General features: G+C 71.5%; 24 protein-coding genes. 12 read left to right on the top strand and 12 right to left on the bottom strand.

The features are described 5' to 3' along the window. Positions 1 to 300: 300 nt before the first annotated feature. Both ACWCPF_RS39765 and ACWCPF_RS39770 read left to right on the top strand, forming a co-directional pair. A complete protein-coding gene (locus ACWCPF_RS39765; protein WP_451050022.1) occupies positions 301 to 1,641 on the top strand; it encodes a transcriptional regulator in 1,341 nt (446 codons plus the stop codon). A 63-nt stretch (positions 1,642 to 1,704) separates the two neighbouring features. Then, a complete protein-coding gene (locus ACWCPF_RS39770; protein WP_451050023.1) occupies positions 1,705 to 2,235 on the top strand; it encodes an NUDIX hydrolase in 531 nt (176 codons plus the stop codon). On the opposite strand, the gene ACWCPF_RS39775 is transcribed toward ACWCPF_RS39770, so the two are convergent. Together ACWCPF_RS39775 and ACWCPF_RS39780 are read right to left on the bottom strand one after the other, a co-directional pair. Next, positions 2,222 to 2,482, bottom strand: a complete 261-nt coding sequence (locus tag ACWCPF_RS39775; RefSeq protein WP_451050024.1) for a hypothetical protein — start codon at positions 2,480 to 2,482, stop codon at positions 2,222 to 2,224. The two genes, ACWCPF_RS39770 and ACWCPF_RS39775, sit on opposite strands and share 14 nt — an antisense overlap. Positions 2,483 to 2,715: 233 nt before the next feature. Then, complete coding sequence (locus ACWCPF_RS39780; RefSeq protein ID WP_451050025.1) at positions 2,716 to 3,573, bottom strand: 3-hydroxybutyryl-CoA dehydrogenase; 858 nt, start codon at positions 3,571 to 3,573, stop codon at positions 2,716 to 2,718. Positions 3,574 to 3,765: 192 nt separating this feature from the next. Between ACWCPF_RS39780 and ACWCPF_RS39785 the strand changes: the two genes are divergently transcribed. Then, positions 3,766 to 5,001 (top strand): glycoside hydrolase family 10 protein, encoded by a 1,236-nt coding sequence (locus ACWCPF_RS39785; RefSeq protein WP_451050026.1) that lies wholly within the window; start codon positions 3,766 to 3,768, stop codon positions 4,999 to 5,001. Between the two features lie 135 nt (positions 5,002 to 5,136). On the opposite strand, the gene ACWCPF_RS39790 is transcribed toward ACWCPF_RS39785, so the two are convergent. Both ACWCPF_RS39790 and ACWCPF_RS39795 read right to left on the bottom strand, forming a co-directional pair. Next, positions 5,137 to 5,337: a DUF1918 domain-containing protein gene (locus tag ACWCPF_RS39790; protein ID WP_451050027.1), complete on the bottom strand. Its 201-nt coding sequence runs from the start codon at positions 5,335 to 5,337 to the stop codon at positions 5,137 to 5,139. A 64-nt stretch (positions 5,338 to 5,401) separates the two neighbouring features. Further along, complete coding sequence (locus ACWCPF_RS39795) at positions 5,402 to 6,376, bottom strand: DMT family transporter (protein WP_451050028.1); 975 nt, start codon at positions 6,374 to 6,376, stop codon at positions 5,402 to 5,404. Between ACWCPF_RS39795 and ACWCPF_RS39800 the strand changes: the two genes are divergently transcribed. From ACWCPF_RS39800 to ACWCPF_RS39810, 3 genes are all read left to right on the top strand, one after another. Continuing rightward, entirely contained in the window at positions 6,375 to 7,829 is a 1,455-nt protein-coding gene (locus tag ACWCPF_RS39800; protein ID WP_451050029.1) for an aminotransferase-like domain-containing protein, read from the top strand. The two genes, ACWCPF_RS39795 and ACWCPF_RS39800, sit on opposite strands and share 2 nt — an antisense overlap. Before the next feature lie 27 nt (positions 7,830 to 7,856). Continuing rightward, complete coding sequence (locus tag ACWCPF_RS39805; RefSeq protein WP_451050030.1) at positions 7,857 to 8,324, top strand: GNAT family N-acetyltransferase; 468 nt, start codon at positions 7,857 to 7,859, stop codon at positions 8,322 to 8,324. Positions 8,325 to 8,399: 75 nt separating this feature from the next. Then, positions 8,400 to 8,993, top strand: coding sequence for a histidine phosphatase family protein (locus ACWCPF_RS39810; protein WP_363172805.1), 594 nt, complete (start codon positions 8,400 to 8,402; stop codon positions 8,991 to 8,993). On the opposite strand, the gene ACWCPF_RS39815 is transcribed toward ACWCPF_RS39810, so the two are convergent. Continuing rightward, complete coding sequence (locus ACWCPF_RS39815; protein WP_451050031.1) at positions 8,975 to 9,418, bottom strand: DUF6314 family protein; 444 nt, start codon at positions 9,416 to 9,418, stop codon at positions 8,975 to 8,977. The two genes, ACWCPF_RS39810 and ACWCPF_RS39815, sit on opposite strands and share 19 nt — an antisense overlap. 158 nt (positions 9,419 to 9,576) lie before the next feature. On the opposite strand from ACWCPF_RS39815, the gene ACWCPF_RS39820 reads away from it, so the two are divergent. The 6 genes from ACWCPF_RS39820 (at position 9,577) to ACWCPF_RS39845 (ending at position 17,144) form a co-directional block, all read left to right on the top strand. Further along, complete coding sequence (locus tag ACWCPF_RS39820; RefSeq protein ID WP_451050032.1) at positions 9,577 to 12,066, top strand: alpha-L-arabinofuranosidase C-terminal domain-containing protein; 2,490 nt, start codon at positions 9,577 to 9,579, stop codon at positions 12,064 to 12,066. A gap of 160 nt (positions 12,067 to 12,226) precedes the next feature. Then, positions 12,227 to 13,255, top strand: a complete 1,029-nt coding sequence (gene argC, locus ACWCPF_RS39825) for an N-acetyl-gamma-glutamyl-phosphate reductase (RefSeq protein WP_451050033.1) — start codon at positions 12,227 to 12,229, stop codon at positions 13,253 to 13,255. Continuing rightward, positions 13,252 to 14,403, top strand: coding sequence for a bifunctional glutamate N-acetyltransferase/amino-acid acetyltransferase ArgJ (argJ, locus tag ACWCPF_RS39830; protein WP_451050034.1), 1,152 nt, complete (start codon positions 13,252 to 13,254; stop codon positions 14,401 to 14,403). Before argC ends, argJ begins: the two co-directional genes overlap by 4 nt. Continuing rightward, positions 14,400 to 15,401 carry an acetylglutamate kinase gene (gene argB / locus ACWCPF_RS39835; protein ID WP_451050035.1) on the top strand — a complete coding sequence of 334 codons (1,002 nt, stop codon included), beginning with the start codon at positions 14,400 to 14,402 and terminating at the stop codon, positions 15,399 to 15,401. The genes argJ and argB overlap by 4 nt, the downstream gene beginning before the upstream one ends. After that, a complete protein-coding gene (locus tag ACWCPF_RS39840) occupies positions 15,398 to 16,591 on the top strand; it encodes an acetylornithine transaminase (protein ID WP_451050036.1) in 1,194 nt (397 codons plus the stop codon). Before argB ends, ACWCPF_RS39840 begins: the two co-directional genes overlap by 4 nt. A 7-nt stretch (positions 16,592 to 16,598) precedes the next feature. Further along, positions 16,599 to 17,144, top strand: coding sequence for an arginine repressor (locus ACWCPF_RS39845; protein ID WP_451050037.1), 546 nt, complete (start codon positions 16,599 to 16,601; stop codon positions 17,142 to 17,144). A gap of 187 nt (positions 17,145 to 17,331) precedes the next feature. On the opposite strand, the gene ACWCPF_RS39850 is transcribed toward ACWCPF_RS39845, so the two are convergent. The 7 genes from ACWCPF_RS39850 to ACWCPF_RS39880 form a co-directional block, all read right to left on the bottom strand. Continuing rightward, positions 17,332 to 18,069, bottom strand: coding sequence for an FAD:protein FMN transferase (locus tag ACWCPF_RS39850; RefSeq protein WP_451050070.1), 738 nt, complete (start codon positions 18,067 to 18,069; stop codon positions 17,332 to 17,334). A gap of 55 nt (positions 18,070 to 18,124) precedes the next feature. Further along, on the bottom strand, positions 18,125 to 19,231 hold the full coding sequence (locus tag ACWCPF_RS39855; protein ID WP_451050038.1) for an FMN-binding protein: 1,107 nt from the start codon (positions 19,229 to 19,231) through the stop codon (positions 18,125 to 18,127). A 58-nt stretch (positions 19,232 to 19,289) separates the two neighbouring features. Continuing rightward, positions 19,290 to 20,672 (bottom strand): ferredoxin reductase family protein, encoded by a 1,383-nt coding sequence (locus ACWCPF_RS39860; RefSeq protein WP_451050039.1) that lies wholly within the window; start codon positions 20,670 to 20,672, stop codon positions 19,290 to 19,292. A gap of 130 nt (positions 20,673 to 20,802) precedes the next feature. Further along, positions 20,803 to 21,534 carry a L,D-transpeptidase family protein gene (locus ACWCPF_RS39865; protein WP_451050040.1) on the bottom strand — a complete coding sequence of 244 codons (732 nt, stop codon included), beginning with the start codon at positions 21,532 to 21,534 and terminating at the stop codon, positions 20,803 to 20,805. Between the two features lie 83 nt (positions 21,535 to 21,617). Further along, entirely contained in the window at positions 21,618 to 23,318 is a 1,701-nt protein-coding gene (locus ACWCPF_RS39870) for a peroxidase family protein (protein ID WP_451050041.1), read from the bottom strand. Between the two features lie 142 nt (positions 23,319 to 23,460). Next, positions 23,461 to 24,042: a pyridoxamine 5'-phosphate oxidase family protein gene (locus ACWCPF_RS39875; protein WP_451050042.1), complete on the bottom strand. Its 582-nt coding sequence runs from the start codon at positions 24,040 to 24,042 to the stop codon at positions 23,461 to 23,463. 124 nt (positions 24,043 to 24,166) lie between these two features. Beyond that, complete coding sequence (locus tag ACWCPF_RS39880; RefSeq protein ID WP_451050043.1) at positions 24,167 to 25,060, bottom strand: hypothetical protein; 894 nt, start codon at positions 25,058 to 25,060, stop codon at positions 24,167 to 24,169. Positions 25,061 to 25,074: the final 14 nt, after the last annotated feature.

A 25,074-nucleotide genomic window follows, 5' to 3' on the forward strand; every position in this document is an offset into this window, starting at 1 on the left:
CCCGCGCCCCTGGCTGGGCTGCAGCCCACCCAGGGGCGCGGGGAACTGCGCGACCGGCCACAGTCCACCCGCACCCGACAACGCACCGTAGCCCGGTTCAACCCGCGGAGCGTTTCGCCGGGCCGCCGTTTCATTGAGGGGGAGCCGGCGGCCCGGCGAACCTCTTGCGAGGCGCTCCAGTCAATCGGCCGGAAACGCTCAGCGACAGCGCGCGCACGCTACGAATGCGGGCACTCGGTTCACACCCCGTGTGAAGACGCACCCATTACGCTGTCGGCACCGAGGCACCGGGGGGCACCCATGCAGCCCAACACTCTGCTCGACGCGATCCTGGACGAGGCGGGCATCTCGCATGCGGGTCTGGCCGCCCATGTCAACCAGGCCGGTCGGGTCCGCGGACTCGCCCTGCGGTACGAGCACACGGCGGTCGCCCGGTGGCTGAAAGGTCAGCGGCCGCGCGGGCAGGTGCCCGACCTGATCTGTGAGGTGCTCGCGGCGCGGCTGCACCGGCCGGTCACCCTCGACGACATCGGCCTGGGCGTCCCGGGCGAGCCGTCCTCCCCGCACGGCACCTCGCTCTCCGGCTTCGTCGAGCGGGCCACCGCCCTGTGGCGCTCCGACGAGCAGCAGCGCCCGCACGTCCTGGGCGCGCCCGCCGTCACCGGCACCCCGGCCGTGATGCCGGTGTGGGAGTGGGAGAACCCGCCGGAGGACGTGGACGTCTCCCGCGGCGGCCGGCATCGCGTGACCTCCGCCGACATCGACATGCTGCGCGCCGCCCGCGCCCACTACGAGCAGATGTACCGCAAGGCGGGCGGCATCGCGACCCGCAGCCGGGTCGTCGGCTTCCTCAACGCCGAGGCGGCCCCCCTGCTGCGCGGCAGCTACACCGACGAGACGGGCCGTCAACTGCACCGCGCCACCGGCGGGTTGGTGGCGGTCGCCGGGATCTGCGCCTACGACTCCGATGCGCACGGGCTGGCCCAGCGGTACTTCCATCAGGCGCTGCGGCTGGCAAAGGCCAGTGGGGACCGTGGACTTGGCGCGTATGTCATCGCCCTCCTCGTCAACCAGTCGTTGTTCATGCGGGAGTACCGGCAGGCCGTCGCCTTCGCGGAGGCGGCGTTGCGGGCGGCGGGCAAGCACATCACGCCCGCCCTCGCCTCCGACCTCTACGCGATGCAGGCCAAGGCGTACGCCCACCTCGGCGACGGCACGAGCGCCCTGTCGTGCATCCGGCGGGCCGAGACGGCCGCCGAACGCATCCTGCGCGGGCGGGAACCCGACGAGACCGGCTATGTCCAGCCGGGCCTGGTCAACGTCCAGGTGGCGGAGGCGCTGCTCAGCCTGGGCGACCTCACCGCCGCCGCGGAGCACGCCGTGGCCGCCGTCGGCACCCCGGCGCACGATCGCGGGCGGGTGCACCGGCTGGCCATGCTCAGCACGATCGAACTGCGTCAGGGCAACGCCGACAAAGCGGTGGTCACCGCGGTGCGGATGGCCGAACAGGCGCGCGGAATGGAGTCCCAGCGCCTGCGGGACAGACTGCGCGCGGTGCGCGAGCACCTGGTGCGCAGCGACTGTGCCGGCACCGCCGAGGCCGCCGAACTCATCGACGGAGCGCTGCGGGTGCCGTTGTAGACGCCGATGCTGCATAGTTCCTGCTGCGATATTGCCACTTACTCGACGGAAGGTGGCAGAACCGTGCAGTGGACGAAACAGAACGAACAAACTGTGTATGAAAACCGCTGGTTCAGCGTCAACCTGGCAGATGTGGAGCTGCCGGACGGCCGGCATCTGGACCACTTCCTGATCCGGCTGAGGCCCGTCGCGGTGGCGACCGTCGTGAACGCGGCCAACGAGGTACTCCTGCTGTGGCGACACCGTTTCATCACCGACAGCTGGGGGTGGGAACTCGCGGCGGGCGTGGTCGAGGACGGCGAGGACGTCGCCCGCGCGGCCGCCAGGGAACTCGAGGAGGAGACCGGCTGGCGACCGGGGCTGCTGCACCATCTGATGAGCGTGGAGCCGTCCAACGGGCTCACCGACGCCGTCCACCACATCTACTGGTCGGACCACGGCGAGTACGTGGGACATCCGGTGGACGACTTCGAGTCGGACCGCCGGGAGTGGGTCCCGCTCAAGCTCGTTCCCGACCTGGTCGCCCGGGGGGAGGTCCCGGCCGCCAACATGGCGGCCGCGTTGATGCTGCTGCATCACCTCAGGCTCGGCTGAAGGCCTGCCAGATCGTCACGATCAGTGCGCCGACGGCGGTGAGCGCGGCGATGGCCGGCAGCGGCCAGCGCGCGTGCTCCAACGTCACGATGCGGGGCTTGAGTTCGTCGAGCTCCTTGGCGGTCTCCTCGGTACGGTGCGTCAGCAGGGCGAGCCCGCCCTCGACTCGGGCGTACGCGACGTCGAGCCGGCGTCGTAACTCCGCGAGTTCTCCATGGACGACGGGATGCTCGGGATCGGCGGTCACGTGTCCGCTCCTTTCCGTAGTCGTCTCACATCCCTTGTAGGTGCACGATGAGTGAACTCGCCTGGTGAGCCGGTGGGGAGAGTGTGCGCGGGGCATATGCGGGCCCGGTGTGCACACGGCGTGCGAACACGGCGGGCCCGGCGCGTCCGAAGAGCGCCGGGCCCGTGCCGTTCACTGCCGGTGAGCGGTCTGAGAGTGAGCAGGACGTGCCGGTGAGCAGTGCCTGCCGGTGATCAGTACGTATAGAAGCCCGAGCCGGTCTTGCGGCCCAGCCGGCCCGCGTCCACCATGCGCTGGAGCAGCGGGGGAGCGGCGTACAGCGGCTCCTTGTACTCCTCGTACATCGAGAACGCGACCGACGCGACCGTGTCCAGGCCGATCAGGTCGGACAGCTTCAGCGGGCCCATCGGGTGGGCGCAGCCCATCTCCATGCCGTTGTCGATGTCCTCGCGGCTGGCGATGCCCGTCTCGAACATCCGGATCGCGGAGAGCAGATAGGGGATCAGCAGCGCGTTGACCACGAAGCCGGAGCGGTCCTGGGCCCGGATCGCGTGCTTGCCCAGCACCTTCTCGGCGAACAGCTGCGCCCGCCCGAGCGTGCCCTCGGAGGTGGTCAGCGCCGGGATCAGCTCGACGAGCTGCTGCACCGGGGCCGGGTTGAAGAAGTGGATGCCGACGACCTGGTCGGGCCGCGAGGTGGCGACCGCGAGCTTCACCAGCGGGATGGAGGAGGTGTTGGAGGCCAGGATCGCGTCCCGGCGGGTCACGACCTGGTCGAGGACCTGGAAGATCTCGGTCTTGACCTGCTCGTTCTCGACCACGGCCTCGACCACCAGATCGCGGTCGGCGAACTCGCCGAGATCCGTGGTGAAGCTGAGCCGCGCCAGCGTCGCGTCCCGCTCCTGCTCGGAGATCTTGCCGCGCTCGGCGGCCTTGGCCAGCGAGTTGAACAGCCGGGTCCGGCCGAACTCCAGGGCCTCGCCGGTGGTCTCGGCGACCTTCACGTCGAGTCCGGCGCGCGCGCAGACCTCGGCGATGCCCGCCCCCATCTGGCCGCAGCCGACCACTCCGACCCGCTCGATGTCGGTCACATCGTCCCTTTCGCCGCGCTGACTGAAGCTGACTGAAGTTGCCCGTCGCAGGTCCGCCGGATCCCGGTCGGCCTGCTCCGATCGTGCACGTTACTAGCAAGTATCGATGATCGATCGCCGGGGTGGGGGCATGCTGGGCCCCGAAACGATCCGTGACCGAGCGGATCCGCGGAGTATGTGGGGATGTGTGTGATGGGGCGACTGTCCCGGCGGGCCTTCGCACTGGCAGCGCTGTCGGCGTTCACCACGACGGGGGCGGCGCCCGCGCGCCCGGGGGCCGCGCCCCCGGGGCAGCGGCGCGCGACGACCGAGATGCGGGGGATGTGGCTGGCGACCGTCGGCAACCGCGACTGGCCCTCCCGGTCCGGCCTGAGCGCCGCGGCGCAGCGCGCCGAGCTGATCGCCTGGCTCGATCTGGCGGTGAGCAAGCGGCTCAACACGGTGGTCTTCCAGGTGCGGCCCACGGCCGACGCGCTGTGGCCCTCGCCCTACGAGCCGTGGTCCCAGGTGCTGACCGGCACCCAGGGCAGGTCACCGGGCTGGGACCCGCTGGGCACGGCCGTCGCGGAGGCCCATGCGCGCGGGCTGCAGCTGCACGCCTGGTTCAACCCGTACCGGGTCGCGACCCACGACGACCCGACGAAGCTCATCGCCACCCACCCCGCGCGCGTGCACCCGGACTGGGTGGTGTCGTTCGGCGGGAAGCTCTACTACAACCCCGGGCTGCCCGAGGTCCGCGCCTTCGTGCAGGACGCGATCCTCGACGCGGTGCGGAAGTACCCGGTGGACGCCGTGCACTTCGACGACTACTTCTACCCGTACCCGGTGGCCGGCCAGACCTTCGACGACGCGGCGGCGTACGACGCGCACGGCGGCGCCTTCCCCAACCGGGCCGCCTGGCGGCGCGACAACATCGACAAGCTGGTGCTGGAGACGGCCACCCGGATCAAGGCCACCCGGCCCGAGACCCAGTTCGGGATCAGCCCCTTCGGGGTGTGGCGCAACGCCTCCACCGACGCGAAGGGCTCGGACACCAAGGCGCTGCAGTCGTACGACGACATCCACGCCGACACCCGCAAGTGGGTGCGGGAGGGCTGGCTCGACTACATCGTCCCGCAGCTGTATTGGAACATCGGGCTCTCGGCCGCCGACTACGCCAAGCTCGTGCCCTGGTGGGCGGGGGTGGCCAAGGGCAGCCGCACCCGGCTGTACATCGGCGAGGCCCTCTACCGGGCCGGCGACCCGGCGCAGTCCGCGGCCTGGCAGGACCCGGCCGAACTGACCGACCACGTAGAGCTGGCCGCCGCCCACCCGGAGGTGCGCGGGCATGTCTACTTCGCGGCGAAGGACGTGCGCACGGACCGCATCGGGGCGATGGCACAGGTCATCGCCGACCACTACCAACAGCCCGCGGAGCCCCCGCGCTGATTGCGGTTCGGCAGCGCCCCTTCAGGGGCGCGGGGCGCTGACATTTGCGGCTCCGCCGCGCGGGCGCGACCAGCCACGACGGCGCCGCAGCAGAGCGACGACCGACGGCACATCGCGGCACCTCCAGCGGAGCGCCTAGCGTCGTTCCTCGGTCGCCTTGTGGCGGATCTCGGTGTCCGGGCCGGGAGAGCACACGCCCACATGCCCGTCCTCGAAGCGGACGCGGTACGGCGGGTTGCCGCCCTGGCCCAGTACCTCGACGATCTCGCCGACCTTGTCGTGTTGGCCGACCACCCTGCCGTGCTGGACAAGCTGGTCGCCCGTGGTTGCGCGCATCTGTGGGCCTCCTCACGGTCCGGATACGGCCGAACGGTCCGGATACGGCCGATGTACGGCGAGCCTAGCCACGCGCCCGCTGCGTGACGACGATGCAGAGGAGCACGGCCGCGGCGGTCAGCGGAGCGGCGGGTGTGAGGTGCTCGCCCAGCAGCAGCACCGACCACACCAGTGTGAGCAGCGGCTGGGCCAACTGCAACTGGCTGGCCCTGGGAATGCCGATCGCCGCCATGCCCCGGTACCAGACGACCAGGCCGAGGAACTGCGAGCCGACCGCGACCCACAGCAGCCCGGCCACGCTGTGCGCGGTCAGGTGGACGCTCTCATGGGCCAGGGCGAGCGCGGCGGCGGGGAGGGTGAGCGGCAGACAGCACACCAGCGCCCACCCGATGACCTGCCAGCCCGGCATGACCCGGGCCAGCCGGCCGCCCTCGGTGTAGCCGGCCGCGCACACCAGCAGCGCCCCGAACAGATACAGGTCGGCGCCGCTCAGGGCCCCGCCGCTCTGCTGCACGGTGAAGGCGGCCACGGCGACCGCGCCGGCCAGCGCCGCCGCCCAGAAGGTGCGGGAGGGGCGGGCGCCCATGCGCAGGGCGGACAGCAGCGCGGTGGTCAGCGGCAGCAGTCCGACCACCACGGCGGCGTGCGAGGTCGTCGACGTCCGCAACGCGAGCGTGGTGAGCAGGGGGAAGCCGACGACGACCCCCGCGGCCACCACGGCGAGCCCCGGCCAGTGCCGCCGGGCGGGCAGCGGCACCCGGAGGGCGAGCAGACACCCGCCCGCGATCAGGGCGGCCAGCACGCTGCGGACGGCGACCAGCGTCCAGGGGCCGAAGCCCTCCAGCCCCCAGGCGGTGGCGGGGAAGGTGAGGGAGAAGGCGACGACGCCCAGGGCGGCCTGGAGCACGCCGAGCCGACCCGGCTGCGGGTTCGCCGGCTGCGGGTGCGCAGGCCGCGGGTTCGCCGACTGCGGGTTCGCCGGCCGCGGGGTGCTGACCGCTATCGCCGGGCGTGCAGTAGCGCTACTCTGTGTCTTCATGCAAGAGCGTAGCAGTGTGGGCGAACTGGCAGAACAGCTGCGACGAGAGGTCGACCGCTACTCTCCCGGTGGAAAGCTGCCGTCGAGTCGGGCTCTGGTCGAACGGTTCCGGGTGAGTCCGGTGACCGTCTCGCGGGCGCTGGCGCAGCTGGCCGCCGAGGGGCTGGTGGTCACCCGGCCCGGCGCCGGCGCCTTCCGGGCCCGGCCGCCGCGCGCGAGCGCCGCCCCCGTCGGGGACACCTCCTGGCAGGAGGTCGCGCTCAGCGCGGACGGCTCCGGCGACTTCGTCCCGCGCTCGGTGGACGCCTCCGGGGTGACGGTGTCGCTGGCGGCCCCGCCGCCCGGCGTGATCGAGTTCAACGGCGGCTACCTCCACCCCTCGCTCCAGCCGGAGCGGGCGATGGCCGCCGCCCTGGCCCGGGCCGGACGGCGCCCCGGGGCCTGGGGACGGCCGCCCATGGAGGGCCTGCCGGAGCTGCGGGAGTGGTTCGCGCGCACCATCGGCGGCTCGGTCACCGCGGCCGAGGTGCTGGTCAGCGCGGGCGGCCAGGCGGCGCTGACCACCGCCCTGCGCGCCCTCGCCCCGCCCGGCGCACCGGTCCTCGTCGAGTCGCCGACCTACCCCGGGATGCTCGCCATCGCCCGATCGGCGGGACTGCGCCCGGTTCCGGTCCCGGTCGACGCGGACGGGGTCAAGCCCGAGCTGCTCGCCGACGCGTTCCGGGCCACCGGCGCCCGGGCCTTCGTCTGCCAGCCCCTGTTCCAGAACCCGACCGGGGCCGTCCTGGCCGCCGGCCGGCGCGGCGAGGTGCTGCGCATTGCGCGGGAGGCGGGCGCCTTCGTCGTCGAGGACGACTTCGTGCGCCGGCTCGCCCACGAGGACGCCGGTCAGCTGCCGCGTCCGCTCGCCGCCGAGGACCCGGACGGTGTCGTCGTGCACGTCGGCTCGCTGACCAAGGCGACCTCGCCGAGCTTCCGGGTCAGCGCCCTGGCCGCCCGCGGCCCGGTCCTGGACCGCCTGCGGGCCATCCAGGTCGTCGACACCTTCTTCGTGCCCCGCCCGCTCCAGGAAGCGGCGCTGGAACTCGTCGGCTCGCCCGCCTGGCCGCGCCATCTGCGGGCCGTGGCCGCCGAGCTGCGGGTCCGGCGGGACGCGATGGCCGCCGCGCTGCGGCTGCGGCTGCCCGAACTCGCCCTCCCGCACATCCCGTCCGGCGGCTACCACCTCTGGCTGCGGCTGCCCGACGGCGCGGACGACTCCGTGTTCACGGCCGCGGCCTTGCGCGCGGGCGTCGCCCTCACCCCCGGCCGCCCCTACTTCAGCGCCGAGCCCCCGGCCGCCCATGTACGGCTGAGCTTCGCGGCCGTCGCCGGGACGGAGGAGATCGCGGAGGGGGTGCGGCGGCTGCGGGCGGCGTGCGACGAGGTGTGGCCCGCAAACCGGTCGACATGAGGGACGCCGGCTTGTGAGGATCCGGCCATGAGCTCCATCGACTTCACCCCGGCCGTCGCCGAGGGGTACGAGATCTCCGCCGACCCCGCCCGGATCGACGCCGAGCGGGTGCACCGCTGGCTGTCCACCGACGCGTACTGGGCGCACGGGCGCGAGCGCGACAAGCAGGACCGGGCGATCGCCGGGTCGCTGAACTTCGGCGTCTACGACACGTCGTCGGGCGAGCAGGTCGCCTACGCGCGCGTGGTGACGGACCTCGCGACGTTCGCGTGGCTGTGCGACGTGTACGTGGACCCGGCGGTCCGGGGCAAGGGCCTCGGCACCGCCCTCGTCGCCGCGGTACGCGACCACCTGCGGCCGCACGGGCTGCGGCGCGTCCTGCTCGCCACGCACGACGCGCACGGAGTGTACGAACAGGTCGGCTTCGAGGCGCTGCAGAAGCCGGACCAATGGATGGCGCTGCTGTTTTCCGGTGACTTGTCCGGCAGATCCTGACTCGTCGGTAAGTTTTCTTCGGGCCGTCGGACAACAGCTCTTGACCTGCTCAGTCGCGCGGCTCACCATCTCCGCATGCCACTTCGGGTCACATTCGTCGCCGCCGCTCGCAGCTCCACGCTGCTCGCGGAGCGCTTCGAGGACGACCGGCCGCTGGACCAGGAGGAGTGGGGCGAGGTGGTGCGCGCGGCCGACGCCCTGGTGCCGCTCGCCGCCGCCGAACTGCGCTACTGCTCGCCGACCCGGCGCAGCCGGGCCACCGGGGACGCGCTCGGCTACGCCCCGCTCGTGCAGCTCGCCCTGCGGGAGTGCGACATGGGCCGCTGGCGCGGCTTCACGCTGGGCGAGGCGATGGCCCGCGAGCCACAGGCCGTGGACGCCTGGCTCGCCGACCCGCTGGCCACCCCGCACGGCGGCGAGTCGTTGCTGGCGTTCGTCTCCCGGGTCGGCGGCTGGCTCGACACCCGGCCGCCGGAGGACGGCTGCCGCATCGTCGCCGTCGCCGAGCCGAGCGTGATCCGGGCCGCCCTGGTGTACGTGCTCAAGGCGCCGCCCGCGACGTACTGGAACATCGACGTGCGCCCGCTGTCCACGACCACCGTCACCGGCCGGGCCGGTCGCTGGAACCTCCGCCTCGAAGGGGCCTCGGCTCAGCCCACGCGCGCGTAGTCGGTGGTGAGGAGCAGGTCCTTGGCGGGTCCGGCCACCTGCCAGACCGTCCGCCAGCGATCCGCGTCCCGGACGGTGAACTCGCCCCGGTAGCGGTCGGCCGAGCAGGGGTGGTCGGCGAGGTGCCGTCCCGTGCGCAGGTCCAGGTCGTGGAACGGGCGGCCGTCGGCGAACCGTACGTCCGCCGTGCCGGGCGTCGGCCCCGGCAGGAAGCGCAGGGTGCGCTCGGCGGGCCGGGCCGCGCCGAGCCAGACGAACGTGCCGCACTCGTGGTGCAGCAGCCCGCCGTCGTCGCTCGCGCCGAACACGGTGACCCCGTCGAAGCGGCCCTCGTCGCCGCTCGCCCGGTCCCGTACCGACCGCGTCACCCGCCAGCTCCCGGCGAGGTACGCCAGTACGTCCGGCACCGGCCGGAACTCGTCCATCCGTTCCTCGCTCCCGATGTGTTTCCGACACTTTCGCTGCTGCCCGCGCCATTGACGCGTCTCTGTCACCTACCTATCTTGCCGTTCGAAGTGCTGATCATCGTCTGATATTTCGAACAACTCGCATCATTGGGCTTCACTGAGCCGCGGAGTTATTCATGTCACGCAGCACCACCCGCACCCGCTGGAGAGTCGGTCTCGGCGCGATCGCCCTCCTGACGGCCACCACCCTCGTGCCCGTCCCCGCGCACGCCGAGGCCGTGACCGACTACGCCATCACCGTCGACCCCGCCGCCAGGGGCGCGAAGATCGACGACACGATGTACGGCGTCTTCTTCGAGGACATCAACCGGGCGGCCGACGGCGGTCTGTACGCCGAGCTCGTGCAGAACCGCTCCTTCGAGTACTCGACGGTAGACAACAAGGCGTACACCCCGCTGACCTCCTGGACGGTCGACGGCGCAGCCCAGGTCCTGAACGACACCGGACGCCTCAACGAGCGCAACCGCAACTACCTCTCCCTGGCCGCCGGTTCGGCTGTGACCAACGCCGGCTACAACACCGGTGTCCGGGTCGAGCAGGGCAAGAAGTACGACTTCTCGGTGTGGGCCCGCGCCGAGAGCGGCAGCACGCTCACCGTGAGCCTCCAGGATGCCGACGGCCACCTGGCGACCGCCCGTCAGGTGGCCGTGCGCACCGGCGGCTGGGCCCGGTACCGGACGACCTTCACCGCGACCTGCACCAGCAGCGACGGCCGCCTCACCGTGGCCTCCGCCGCCGCGGCCGCCCTCGACATGGTGTCCCTGTTCCCCCGCGACACCTACAAGCACCAGCCCAACGGCCTGCGCAAGGACCTCGCCGAGAAGATCGCCGCCCTGAAACCGGGCTTCGTCCGCTTCCCCGGCGGCTGCCTGGTCAACACCGGCTCCATGCAGGACTACAGCGAGGCCTCCGGCTACCAGCGCGCCCGCTCCTACCAGTGGAAGGACACGATCGGCCCGGTCGAGCAGCGCGCCGTCAACTCCAACTTCTGGGGCTACAACCAGAGTTACGGCCTCGGCTACTACGAGTACTTCCGCCTCTCCGAGGACATCGGCGCGATGCCGCTGCCCGTCGTCCCGGCCCTGGTGACCGGCTGCGGCCAGAACAAGGCCACCGTCGACGACGCGCTGCTCCAGCGCCACATCCAGGACACCCTCGACCTCATCGAGTTCGCCAACGGCCCGGTGACCTCCACCTGGGGCAGGAAGCGCGCCCAGATGGGCCACCCCAGGCCCTTCCGCCTCACCCACCTCGAGGTCGGCAACGAGGAGAACCTCCCGAACGAGTTCTTCGCCCGCTTCCAGGAGTTCCGGGCCGCCATCGAGGCGAAGTACCCGAACATCACCGTCATCTCCAACTCCGGCCCGGACGACGCAGGTTCGACCTTCGACACGGCCTGGCAGCTCAACAGGGACGCCCAGGTCGACATGGTCGACGAGCACTACTACAACAGCACACAGTGGTTCCTGCAGAACAACGACCGCTACGACTCCTACGACCGCAGCGGCCCGAAGGTCTTCCTCGGCGAGTACGCCTCCTGGGGCAACGCCTTCAAGAACGGCCTCGCCGAAGCGGCCTTCATGACCGGCCTGGAGCGCAACGCCGACGTCGTGAAACTCGCCTCCTACGCGCCGCTGTTCGCCAACGAGGACTATGTGCAGTGGAGCCCGGACATGGTGTGGTTCAACAACCACGCCTCCTGGAACTCGGCCAACTACGAGGTCCAGAAGCTGTTCATGACCAACGTCGGCGACCGCGTGGTGCCCTCCACGGCCACCGGAACCCCGTCCCTGACCGGCCCCATCACCGGCGCCGTCGGCCTGTCCACCTGGGCGACCAGCGCGGCCTACGACGACGTGCAGGTGACGGACGCGGACGGCGGCCCGCTGCTCAGCGACGACTTCTCCGGCGACGCCGCGCAGTGGGCCCACACGGGCGGCGGCAGCTGGTCGCTCCAGGACGGGCAGTACGTGCAGACCGACACCGCCGCCGAGAACACCATGGTCTCGGCCGGTGACACCGCCTGGCACGACTACGACCTGCACGTGAAGGCGACCAAGAAATCCGGGAAGGAAGGCTTCCTCATCGCATTCGGCGTCAAGGACACCGGCAACTTCTACTGGTGGAACCTGGGCGGCTGGAACAACACCCAGTCCGCCGTCGAGCAGGCCGTCGACGGCGGCAAGTCGACGCTGATCTCCCAGGCCGGGTCCGTCGAGACGGGCCGCGCCTACGACGTCGACGTCAAGGTGCGGGGCCGCCGGGTCACCCTCTACCTCGACGGCAAGGAGTGGGGCCGCTTCACCGACGACAAGCCGGCCGAGCCGTTCCGCCAGGTGGTCACCCAGGACAAGAAGACCGGCGACCTGATCGTCAAGGTCGTCAACGCCCAGGCCGCGGACGCCCGCACGGCCGTCGACCTCGGCGGCGCCGAGGTCGCCGCCAAGGCGAAGGTGACCACGCTGGCCGCCGCCCCGGACGCGGTGAACACGCAGACGCAGACGCCGGTCGCACCGGTGACGTCCACCTTCACCGGGGCCGCCGCGAAGTTCACGTACACCTTCCCGGCGAACTCGATCACCTTCCTGGGGATCAGACAGCGGTAACGGACCCCGGCAGGCGTGGGTGAGCGCGGCCCACGCCCGTCCGGCGTCGGAGGTTACGCACGTCGACCGCCTGGGCAAAGATCGCTGCGGGCCTCGCCCTCGGCAGATTGCATAAACGTGCATCGAAACGTATAGTCATGCCATCCAGGAGGAGGAGTCCATGGTGGTACGCGCGGCGGTGGCCGGAGCGAGCGGGTATGCGGGCGGGGAGCTGCTGCGCCTGCTCCTGACGCACCCCGAGATCGAGATCGGCGCCCTGACAGGCAACTCCAACGCGGGCCAGAAACTGGGCGCGCTCCAGCCGCACCTGCTGCCGCTGGCCGACCGGGTGCTCACCGAGACCACCCCCGAGGCCCTCGCCGGACACGACGTCGTCTTCCTCGCCCTCCCGCACGGCCAGTCCGCGGCCGTCGCCGAACAGCTCGGCCGGGAGGTCCTCGTCGTCGACATGGGCGCCGACTTCCGGCTGAAGGACGCGGCCGACTGGGAGAAGTTCTACGGCTCCGCGCACGCCGGGACCTGGCCCTACGGCCTCCCCGAACTGCCGGGCGGCCGCGCCGCGCTGGAGGGGTCCAAGCGCATCGCGGTCCCCGGTTGCTATCCCACCGCGGTGTCGCTGGCGCTGTTCCCGGCGTACACGGCGGGCCTGGCCGAGCACGAGGCCGTGATCGTCGCCGCCTCCGGCACCTCCGGCGCGGGCAAGGCCCCCAAGACGCACCTGCTGGGCTCCGAGGTCATGGGCTCCATGTCGCCGTACGGCGTCGGCGGCGGCCACCGGCACACCCCCGAGATGATCCAGAACCTCAGCGCGGCCGCCGGCGAGCACGTCTCCGTCTCCTTCACCCCCACCCTCGCGCCGATGTCCCGCGGCATCCTCGCCACCTGCAGCGCCAAGGCGCGGCCCGGCGTCACCGCCGAGTCCGTCCGCGCCGCCTACGAGAAGGCCTTCGCCGACGAGCCCTTCGTCCACCTGCTGCCCGAGGGCCGCTGGCCCGCCACGGCGTCCGTCCACGGTTCGAACGCCGTTCAGGTGCAGGTCGCCCTCGACGAGGCCGCGGGCCGGATCATCGCCGTCAGCGCCATCGACAATCTGACCAAGGGCACCGCGGGCGGCGCCCTCCAGAGCATGAACATCGCCCTCGGACTCGACGAGAGCACCGGGCTTTCCACGATCGGAGTCGCACCGTGAGCGTCACGGCAGCCAAGGGATTCACGGCGGCGGGCATCGCCGCCGGGATCAAGGAGAACGGCAACCCGGACCTGGCCCTCGTGGTCAACACCGGGCCCCGCCGCGCCGCCGCCGGCGTCTTCACCTCCAACCGCGTCAAGGCCGCGCCCGTGCTGTGGTCCGAGCAGGTCCTCAAGGGCGGTCAGGTGACCGCCGTGGTCCTCAACTCCGGCGGCGCCAACGCCTGCACGGGACCGAAGGGCTTCCAGGACACGCACGCCACCGCGGAGAAGGTCGCCGAGGTGCTCGGCCAGAACGCCGCCGAGGTCGCCGTCGCCTCCACCGGCCTCATCGGCCTGCTCCTGCCGATGGACAAGTTGCTCCCGGGCGTCGAGACCGCCGCCGCCGCCCTCAGCGCGCACGGCGGCGAGAAGGCCGCCATCGCCATCAAGACCACCGACAGCGTCCACAAGACGTCCGTCGTCGCCAAGGACGGCTGGACCGTCGGCGGCATGGCCAAGGGCGCGGGCATGCTCGCCCCCGGCCTCGCCACCATGCTGGTCGTCCTGACCACCGACGCGGACGTCGAGCCCGACCTGCTGGACCAGGCGCTGCGGGCCGCGACCCGGACGACCTTCGACCGCGTCGACTCCGACGGCTGCATGTCCACCAACGACACCGTGCTGCTGCTCGCCTCCGGCGCCGCCGGCGTCACTCCGGAGTACGCCGAGTTCGCCGAGGCCGTGCGGACCGTCTGCGACGACCTGGGACAGCAGCTGATCCGGGACGCCGAGGGCGCCAGCAAGGACATCAGGATCGAGGTCGTCAACGCCGCGAGCGAGGACGACGCCGTCGAGGTGGGCCGCTCCATCGCCCGCAACAACCTCCTCAAGTGCGCCATCCACGGCGAGGACCCCAACTGGGGCCGCGTCCTGTCCGCGATCGGCACGACCTCCGCCGCCTTCGAGCCGGACCGGCTCAACGTCGCCATCAACGGCGTCTGGGTCTGCAAGAACGGCGGGGTCGGCGAGGACCGCGACAAGGTCGACATGCGCTACCGCGAGGTCCACATCGTCGCCGACCTGGCCGCGGGCACGCAGACGGCCACCATCTGGACCAACGATCTCACCGCGGACTACGTCCACGAGAACAGCGCCTATTCGTCATGAGCACTACACGCAAGCACACCGCCCTGCCCAAGGCACAGATCCTCATCGAGGCGCTGCCCTGGCTGACCCGGCACAACGGCAAGACCGTCGTGATCAAGTTCGGCGGCAACGCCATGATCGACGAGGACCTGAAGGCCGCCTTCGCCCAGGACGTCGTCTTCCTGCACCACGCCGGCCTCAAGCCCGTCGTCGTGCACGGCGGCGGCCCGCAGATCAGCGCCGCGCTCGACCAGGCCGGCATCGTCAGCGAGTTCAAGGCCGGCCTGCGCGTCACCACCGAGGAGGCCATGGACGTCGTCCGGATGGTGCTCGCCGGGCAGGTCCAGCGCGAACTGGTCGGACTGCTCAACCAGCACGGCCCGCTCGCCGTCGGACTCACCGGCGAGGACGCGCACACCATCACCGCCACCAAGCACCGGCCGGAGATCGACGGCGAGCTGGTCGACATCGGACGGGTCGGCGAGATCACCGCGATCGACACCGGCGCCATCGAGGCGCTGCTCGCCGACGGCCGCATCCCGGTCGTCTCGTCGATCGCCCGCTCCCAGGACGACGGCCATGTCTACAACGTCAACGCCGATACCGCGGCCGCGGCCCTCGCCGCCGCGCTGGGCGCCGAGACCCTCATGGTCCTCACGGACGTCGAGGGCCTCTACGAGGACTGGCCGAACTCCGACGAGGTGATCAGCCGTCTCACCGCCTCCCAACTGGAGAAGCTGCTGCCGGACTTGAGCTCGGGCATGGTCCCCAAGATGGAGGGCTGTCTGCACGCCGTGCGGGGCGGCGTGACCACCGCCCGCGTCATCGACGGGCGGGTCCAGCACTCGATCCTGCTGGAGATCTTCACCGACGAAGGCATCGGCACGATGGTCGTGGCCGACGAGAAGCCGGACGCGACGGCGGCCGAGACCACAGCCCAGACCACAGCCCAGACCACAGCTGAGAACACAGCCGTGACCACCGCCGGGACCATGGACGCACAGGGGGAGTCGTCATGAGCAACCAGGAACTGACCGCGCGGTGGCAGAGCGCGCTCATGAACAACTACGGCACCCCGCTGCTGCCCCTGACCCACGGCGCGGGCACCCGGGTCCGGGACGCCGAGGGCAAGGAGTACCTCGACTTCGTCGGCGGCATCGCGGTCAACGCGCTCGGCCACGCCCACCCGGCCGTCGTCGACGCCGTGAGCCGGCAGATCGGCTCGCTCGGCCACATCTCCAACTTCTTCATGTCCGAGCCGACCGTGACGCTCGCCGAGCGGCTGCTCCAGCTCTTCGGCCGGGACGGCAGGGTCTTCTTCTGCAACTCGGGCGCCGAGGCCAACGAGGCCGCCTTCAAGATCGGCCGGCTGACCGGGCGGACCCACGTCGTCGCCACCGAGGGCGCCTTCCACGGCCGGACCATGGGAGCCCTCGCGCTCACCGGCCAGCCCGGCAAGCGCGACCCGTTCCTGCCGCTGCCCGGCGACGTCACCCATGTGCCGTTCGGCGACGCGCAGGCGCTGGCCGCCGCGGTCACCGAGGAGACGGCGCTCGTCATCCTCGAACCCGTGCAGGGCGAACTCGGCGTCGTCGTGCCGCCGGCCGGCTACCTCAAGGCCGCCCGCGCGATCACCGCCGCGACCGGCGCGCTGCTCGTCCTCGACGAGGTGCAGACCGGCATCGGCCGCACCGGGCACTGGTTCGAGTACCAGGCCCACGAGGGCGTCCTGCCGGACGTCGTGACGCTCGCCAAGGGTCTCGGCGGCGGGCTGCCGCTGGGCGCGACCGTCGCCTTCGGACGGGCCGCGGAACTGCTGCAGCCCGGCCACCACGGGACGACCTTCGGCGGCAACCCCGTCGCCTGCGCCGCCGGACTCGCCGTTCTCGACACCATCGAGAACGAGGGGTTGCTGGAGAACGTCAAGCGGCAGAGCGAGAAGTTGCGGGACGGAATCCAGGGCGTCGGCCACCCGTTGATCGATTATGTCCGGGGAACCGGCCTTCTCCTGGGTATCGTGCTCACCGAGCCCCTCGCGCCTCAGGTGCGGCAGGCGGCTCAGGAGGCCGGATTCCTGGTGAACGTGCCCGCCCCCGACGTCGTCCGGCTGATGCCGCCGCTGAACCTCGGCGACGACGAGGTGGAGGCGTTCCTCGGAGCGCTGCCCGGCATCCTCGACGCAGCCGGCGGGGACGGATCCGGAGAATGAGACGACGATGAGCCACGCGCAGGACCATGAGCAGCCGGGGGCGGCCGGCCCGGCCGTGCCGCAGACCCGCACCGCGCGTCACCGCCGGATCGTGGACATCCTCAACCGTCAACCGGTGCGGTCGCAGAGCCAGTTGGCGAAGCTGCTGGCCGACGACGGGCTGAGCGTCACCCAGGCGACGCTGTCGCGGGACCTGGACGAGCTGAACGCGGTGAAGATCCGCAACACCGACGGCGATCTGATCTACGCGGTGCCCAGCGAGGGGGGTTTCCGCACCCCTCGGGCGCCGCTGGGGGAGTCGGCGAAGGAGGAGCGGATGCGGCGGCTGTCGCAGGAGCTGCTGATCTCCGCGGAGGCGTCCGCGAATCTCGTGGTGCTGCGCACTCCGCCGGGGGCGGCGCAGTTTCTCGCGTCGGCGATCGACCAGGCCGAACTGCACGACATTCTCGGGACGATCGCCGGCGACGACACGTTGTTGCTGATCAGCCGGGAGGCGACGGGCGGGCAGGCCCTCGCGGAACATCTGCTGCGGTTGGCTCAGAACGGCCACTGAGCGGGCGGTCGGGGAGCGTTGCCGACTGCGGGTGCGTGGGGGCTGGTCGCTCCCCCACTCTCGGCTGCGCTCGAGCGGGGGGACCCCCATCGCGGCGGAGCCGCACAGGAGAACAGCCTCGCGCGCCCAGGTGGTTGCAGTCACCTGCGTCAGCAAGTTCAGCCGCTTGACTGCACCCAGCCCCCGCTCAGCCGAGCCGTCCCGCCAGGCCGCCCGTGCAGCGGACCTCGTCGCCCGCCGTGATGAGCAGGGCCTCCACGTCCGGCAGGGACTCCAGCCAGGCCAGGCCCTCTCGGGAACCCATGGCGAAGGCGGCCGTCGCCCAGCAGTCCGCCCAGGTCAGCTGGGGGGCGACCACCGTCACGGCGACGAGGTCGGTCACCGCGGAGTGACCCGTGCGAGGGTCGACGATATGGGTGCCGCGCTCCGCCGTGCCCGAGGTCGCGACCGCCAGTTCGTCCGCGCCCGCCGCCGAGACCACCGCGGCGAGGCCGCCCGGGCGCAGCGGGTCCGACACCCCGACCCGCCACGGCCGCTCGGGCCCGGGGACGCCCAGCAACTGCACATCCCCGCCGCCGTTGACGCTCACCCCGCTCACGCCGACCGCCGCGATCAGCCGGGCCGCGCGCTCGGCGGCCCAGCCCTTCACGATGCCGGTGGGGTCGAGGCGGCCCTGGTAGCGCATGCTGAACCAGCCGTCGCTCACCCGCTCCGCCTCGGCGCCGAGGTCGAGGACCTCGGCCACCTCGGGGTCGCACTCCTCGACGGTCAGTTCGCCGCGCATCAGCCGGGAGACCTGGCTGTCGTCGCGGTAGGTGCTGAACACCTCGTCGACCCGGTGCAGCGAGGCGATCGCCTTGTCCAGCACCGTCCGTACCGCCTCGGCCTCCCCGCCGCGGACGTCGAACGAGAAGACGGTCCCCATGACCTCTTCCGCATGACGCACCGCGGCGGGCGCCGCCGCCGACTCGGTCACGGTCTCAGCCACCGGCCTGGTCCAGCGCCGACTGCAGGGACTTCTTGTAGCCCTCGCTGGTGAAGGTCGCGCCGGAGACGGTGTCGATGTCCGCGGTGCCGGCCGCGACCGCCGCCGCGTTGAGCTTCGGGACGGAGAGCTCGGTCTTCTGGGAGCTGGTCCCGCCGGAGGGCGCCTGGACCGCCTCCGCCTTGGTGATCTTGCCGTTGGCCACGGTGATCCGGACCTGGACCGGCCCGAACTGCGTCTGCTGGACCTCGCCGGTGACGGTCTTGGCCTGCGCGGCGCCCGCGTCGGCACCGCCCGAGGCATCCCCGGAACCGGAGCCCGAGGAACCCGCCGCAGAGCCCGAACCCGAGGCCGCCTTCGCCTGGTCCAGCGCCGACTGCAGGGACTTCTTGTAGCCCTCGCTGGTGAAGGTCGCGCCGGAGACGGTGTCGATGTCCGCGGTGCCGGCCGCGACCGCCGCCGCGTTGAGCTTCGGGACCGAGTCCGCGGTCTTCTGGTCGCTGGTGCCGCCCTTGGGCGCCTGGACCGCCTCCGCCTTGGTGATCTTGCCGTTGGCGACGGTGATCCGGACCTGCACGTTGCCGTACTGCGTCTCGACCGCGTCGCCGGTGAAGGCACCGGCGGCCTGTGCGCCGCCGGACCCCTGGGAGGAGCCCGCGCTCGCGTTCGCCTTGTCGATCGCCGACTGCAGGGACTTCTTGTAGGCCTCGCTGGTGTACGTCGCCCCGGAGACCGTGTCGATGTTCGGGCTCTGCGTGGCGACCACCGCGGCGTTGAGCTTGGGAACGGCGTCCGCGGTCTTCTGGTCGCTGGTGCCGCCCTTGGGGGCCTGGACGGCCTCCGCCTTGGTGATCTTGTTCTCGACGACGGTGATGCGTACCTGCACATTGCCGTACTGCGTCTCGACCGCGTCGCCGGTCATCGTGCCGGTGACGGTCGCCGCGGTTCCGCCCTGGGCGGCTCCCTGGGCCTGCGCTCCCGCGCCCGCCGCCTGCGTACTGCCAGGGTCGGACGACGGCTTCAGCGTCAGCAACAGCACGATCCCGGACACGGTGGCGGCGGTGGCCAGTACCACGCGCCGAAGAGGGTGGCTCTTCCTCATCTCTTTCTGAGCTCCTGATTCAGGTTGAAGGCCGAGGGTCGTGCGGATTTCCCGTCGCTCACATCTCGAACGACTCGTGATGGATACGGCGGGCCGGGACTCCGGCGCCGCGCAGTGCCTCGAACACCCCTTGCGCGAAGCCGTTCGGCCCGCACATGAAGACGTCGTGGCTTTCGATGTCGGGGATCTTGCGCTGGAGGGACTCCGCCGAGATGTCGGGGCGCTCTCCGTCGGGGCTGTTGACGGCGTACATCAGCCGCGCCCCGCGCTCGTCGGCGATCTTCGCCAGCTCGTCCCACAGCGCCAGGTCCTGGGTGCTGTTGGCCCGGTAGAGGAGGGTGATGTCACCGGCCGCGCCGGGCAGCGTCTCGAACAGCGCTCGCATCGGGGTGATGCCGACCCCGCCGGCCACCAGCAGCACCTTGCCGCGGCTGCGCCGGGACGCGGTCATCGCACCGTACGGACCCTCGGCCCACACACGCGTGCCGGGCGACAGTTCGCGCAGCGCCTCGCTGTGGTCGCCGATCGCCTTGACGGTGATCCGCAGCAGGTCCGGGCGCGGGGCCGCCGACAGCGAGTACGGGTGGGAGCTGAAGCGCATCCCCGGCGAGAGGAACCGCCACCGGAAGAACTGCCCGGCCTCCGCGCCCATCCGGTGCAGCTTGCGCCCGCCGATCAGCACCGAGACGATGCCCGGCGCCTCCTCGATGACCGCCTCGACGCGCATACGGTGCCGCAGGTTCAGCCGGACCGGGGTGATGATCCGGTACCAGACGACCAGCGAGGTGACCGACCCGTACAGCACGTACCAGACGGTCTTCGCGACGGGCTCGATGGCGAAGTCGTTGCCGGTGGTGATCTGGTGCCAGAACGTCAGGAACACGGCCGCGTACGTCAGCAGATGGATGTGGTACCAGGTGTCGTACGGCATCCGCTTGCGCACGGGGCCGATCGACACCAGGCCGATGAGCACGAACAGACCGGTGCCGATGGCCGCCTTGCCCATGTCGGGCAGCTGGTTGATGGAGTCGATCGTCTGCTGGACGATGTCGCCGAGCGTCTTGCCGGCCTGCAGCGCGTAGCCCCACATGATGAGGAACACGTGCGCGAAGGTGAGGCAGAGGGTGTACCGGCCGCTCATCGCGTGCCAGCGGGCGACCCGGTCCGAGCCCACCCGGCGCTCCAGCGCCGGCACCCGCGCCATCTGCAGCACGACGAGCGCCATCAGGTACCCGGCCAGCAGGCCGGTGATCCGTCCCGCGTTGAGGATCATGCTGTCGGTGTCCGCGATGTTCGGCGTGTTGCTCCACCACAACCACAGCACGCCCGCGGCGCCCGCCCAGACGGCGAGCAGCAGCGGAACGGCCGGGGAGCGGCGCGGACGGATGCGGCGCATCGTCTGGCGGCGGGCGGCACGGCCGCCGGCGATCGTCGTGGTCACTGTTCCTCCGTGGGTACGGACCCTTGGCCCTCAGATACGGGCCGCAGTCGCGGAGTGTTCAGCCGTGGTGACCACTGTGGTGCGCGGGTTCGGGACCGGTCGACGCGGGCGTCGGCCGATTTCCTACCGGTCAGTACTTATGGATCGCCGTCGGCCCGTCGGCGGTGCCGATCGCGAGGTGCGGGCGCGCCTGCGGACGGACCCACCGCAGCATCCGCCGCATCGCGTCGACCGGCACCGACACACAACCGGCGGTCGCCCCACGGCCGTCGACATGCAGGAAGATGCCCGCCCCGCGACCGCGCACCGGATGGGCGTAGTTGAACCCGATGACCAGGGCGTAGGCGTACTGCGTCCGGTAGGTCACCAGGTGCTCGGACTCGGCGGCACGGCAGTCGGCCGGCCGCGGCTCGGTCCACCGGTTGTAGGCGCGGGAGCCGTTGTCCTGACACCACCAGGAGTCCCGGCCCACGCGACGGTACGGATACGTCGTCCCCGGCGGCGCCGCCCGGACGCCGAAGGCGAACGGGAGCGGGTACAGGCCCGTCGGCGTCGTGTCGGTGCCCTGGCGGCGCGTCTCTCCCTCGACCAGGCCGTTCGCGCCGAACCGGGCCGGCGCGGAACCGGCCCGCACCCACCGCCCGCCCCGCAGCTCCCACCAGTCGAGCCGGCCCGAGGTGGAACCGGCCGTCGGGGCCACGGCGGTGATCAGCTGGGTGCCGCCGCCCGTGTCCGCCAGCCGCGCGGGCAGCACGGCAGGCGAAGGCGGACCCGCCCCGATGCCCGGCGCCGCCCCGAGCAGCAGCAACGACGCACAGACGACGGCGGTGGCGACGGCGGTGACGACGGCACGTGGACGCATGCTCCGACGCTAGAGCGCGGCGGCGGCGCCGGCAGGCCGGGTGGTCCGACCGGGCACGGCGCCGCCACCTGGCCGCCGGTCGCTCAGACCACCGGGCCCAGTGGGTTGAGCTGGTCCGCCCGCCCCTCGAAGGCGAAGAGCAGCAGGTCGGTCATGTCGAACACATCGCTCGCGTTGCGCGCCTCGACCGGGCTGAGGAAGGGACGCCAGAAGGGATCGCGCACGATGGAGTGCCGACTGCCTTCCATCGCCCGGTGGAACACCTCGGCGACGATGCGGCCGCCGACGCCGGTCAGCTTCCCGCCGCCCTTCACCTCGGCCTCGCGCAGGATGTAGAACCACAGCGGCGCGTTCTTGGCGACCGCCTTCGCGAGCCCGGGGGAGAGCTGCGCCCCGCCGCCCTGGGCGAAGTCGGCGGCGGTCAGCGGCTCCACGTCGATCTTCCGGGCGATGAAGTGCTCGGCCATCTGCTGTCCCGTCGCGAGCCGCAGCATGGAGGCCCGGGTGAGGTTGCGGAAGGCGAGGTTCAGCTCGATCTCCGGGGGAGTCTCCCCGGCCCGCGCGCCGAAGGAGCCGAGCGGCAGTTTGGCCAGCGGATTGACCAGCAGCGTGTCGATCCGCTTGGCGACGTTGAACTGCGCCGCGGGCACCTGGAGGTCGGCCCGGTCCGGCACCGCCTCCTGGAAGGCGAACAACCGCCGGAAGTCGGCGATCCAGTTGGTGGGCAGCCGCTCGAACTCGCCCGCCTCCGGGTCCGCCGGGTCGGCGGGCGGCGGGGAGAGGATGCCGCTGGTGCCGCTGAACCGGAACAGCAGCTCCAGCGTGCCGCGGCCCCGGTCGAAGATCCGGTTCCAGTTGTAGGCGCCCCGGACCATGCTGTGGCCCAGCCGGTAGGCGGCCACGGAGAACTCGATCGGCATGGTCGGCAGGTTCTGCTCGCCGGTCGCCGGCTCGAACACCCGTCGGCCGTTGCCGAACACGTCGTCGACGATCTCGGGGTCGACGATCCGCTTCAGGAAGTCGTGGCGCAGCATCCACTGGTAGTGCTTGACGACCGTCTCGCGCGCCGACTCGAACAGGACCGCGCTCGACACGCCCTTGCCGACCAGATCGGCGACCACCCGGTTGTGGAACCGGATGAAGGCGGTGTGGATCTGGGCGACGATCAGGTTCTCGTCGTTGCGCGGGTCCGGGATCAGCGCCCGGCGCCGCTCGGACCTCAGCGAGCCCGAGCCCGTCCGCGGCAGGTCGAACCCGGCGAGGGGCAGGCCCACGATGGACGGGTCGTTCGGCACGCCCTGCGTGGTCCCGGTCTTCAGCCGGAGCCCGTCGTCCTCGTAGAACCGGCGGTCGAAGCGGTGGTCGGGGCCGAGGCCGTAGAGGGAGTCGAGGTCGAGGGCCGGGGAGCGGCCCTGGAGGAGCTGGCGCACCGTGATCTCGTCCTCGAGGCGGACCGCGGTGGCGTCCAGGGTGAGGTCGTGGTCCACGAACTGGCCGAGGTAGGTGAACCCCGCGGGGACCTCCGGCTGGTCCGGTTGGGTCGCCGCGGCGTTCGTCATCGCCTGGGCCAGCTCGGTGCGGGCGGCGCGGTCGAGCTGTTGGGCCGGGCGGGACGGCGGGCCCAGCCGGGAGAAGCGGAACTTGCGCAGGTCCGCCACGGACGAGGCGGGCTGCGCCGCCGCGGCCTCGCCGTCCCGGGACTCGGCGAGGATGCCCTCGCCGACGACGTAGAAGGAGGAACGGACATGGCGCTTGCTCTGTGGTTCACGTGCGGGTCGGAACATGAATCCCCCATGTGGTTCACGCATGCGCGAGAGCGCGCACGGATGAGCCCACGTTAGGGGACGAGGGCGGCGGAAGGGCGAATTCCGTCAATTACCCCAAGAAGCACAAGAGTTTACGGACTGTACACATGGCATATGAGCGTCAAATCGGACTCAGCGGCAACGGCAGTCCGGGCAGTCCGTCCATGCTCGTGGCGATGTGCTCCTTCTTCGCGAAGTACGCGCTGAGCGAGTCGTCGTCCTCCCGCGTGAACCGCTTCGCGTGCAGCTCGCGGTCCTCGTCGTACGTCATGAAGGGCACCGCGTACCCGCAGCTGTCCCGGACGAGTTCGGCGTGCACGACGATGATCGCGCGCAGCCCGTGCACGGTCGCGTCGATGTCGGGGAAGCGGGCGAGGAACTCCCGGAACCGGGGGTCGTCGCGGAAGACCGGCTCGCCGCGGCCGTGCACCCGGACGATGTTCGGCGGCCCCTGGAAGGCGCACCACATCAGGGTGATCCGGCCGTTCTCCCGCAGATGCGCGATGGTCTCCGCGTTGGAGCCGGCGAAGTCGAGGTAGGCCACGGTGTGCTCGTCCAGCACGACGAACGAGCCCTTGAGGCCCTTGGGGGAGAGGTTGACCGTGCCGTCCCCGGACAGCGGCGCGGTCGCGGTGAAGAAGAGGGGCTGCTCCTCGATGAACGTTCGGAGCCGGCCGTCTATGCGCTCATAGGTCTTTCCCATGTCTGACGATTGTCCGGGAAACGCGTTCACGCGTCCAAGGAAACGGCCGAATCGGTGTGGTGTGCACATGCCGCAGCGGCCGCCCCGGTCGGCGCTTCCCGGGGCGGCCGCTGCACCTGTCACGTCACTGGTTCAACGTGCAGGCGGCCAGGGACTCGAGGCCCTGCGGCTTGGTGCCCTGACGGCCGATCGAGATGGCGATGCGGTCGATCGTGGAGGCGCGCTTGCCCTCCAGCGGGCCGAGGATCGCGTTCTGCACGAAGTTCGGGCCGCCCTGGCCGACGGTGTTGACCAGCCGGGTGTTGGCCTCGGCGAGCTGCGTCTCCAGCAGCGCCAGGTTCCGGTCCACCTCGGCCTGCGCGGAGGCGGGGATCTCCGGCAGCTGCGAGGCGACGTCCGGGCAGCTGATCGTGCCGGCGGCGCCCGCGTCGGCGCCGGTGTTGCCGCCCGTGTCCTCGGCGCCGCCTGCGGGGGCGGTCTCCTCCGCGCCCGGGGTGGCCTCGACCTCGTCACCGGCTCCGGCTTCCTCGCCGGCCCCGGCCTCCTCGCCGGTGTCCGCCGCGCCGCCCGCGTCGAGGGCGCAGGGGGCGAGCGCCTCAAGGCCCTGGGGCTTGTCCGCGGTGCGGCCGATGGCGGTGGCGATGCGGTTCACGACGGCGATCCGCTTGTCCTCCAGCGGGCCGAGGATCGCGTTCTGCACGAAGTTGGCGCCGCCCTGGCCGACGGTGTCGATCAGCCGCTGGTTGGCCTCGTCGATCTGCGTCTGGAGCAGCGCGAGGTTGCGGTCCACCTCGGCCTGGGCGGTGGCCGGGATCGCGGGGAGTTGCGAGGCCACGTCCGGGCACGAGATGGTGCCGGGGCCGGCGGCGAGCGTGTTGGCGTTGGTGGTGCCGTTGCTCTTGGACGACTCCCCGGCGAGCGCGGAGTTGACGACGACCGCGCCGGACAGGGCCAGAGCGGCGGCCGCGCCGATGACGACCACGCGACGCTTGTTGTACTTCGGAAGAGCCCTGGACATGGGGATGCCTCACT

Source organism: Streptomyces sp. NPDC001858 (genome assembly GCF_053594615.1).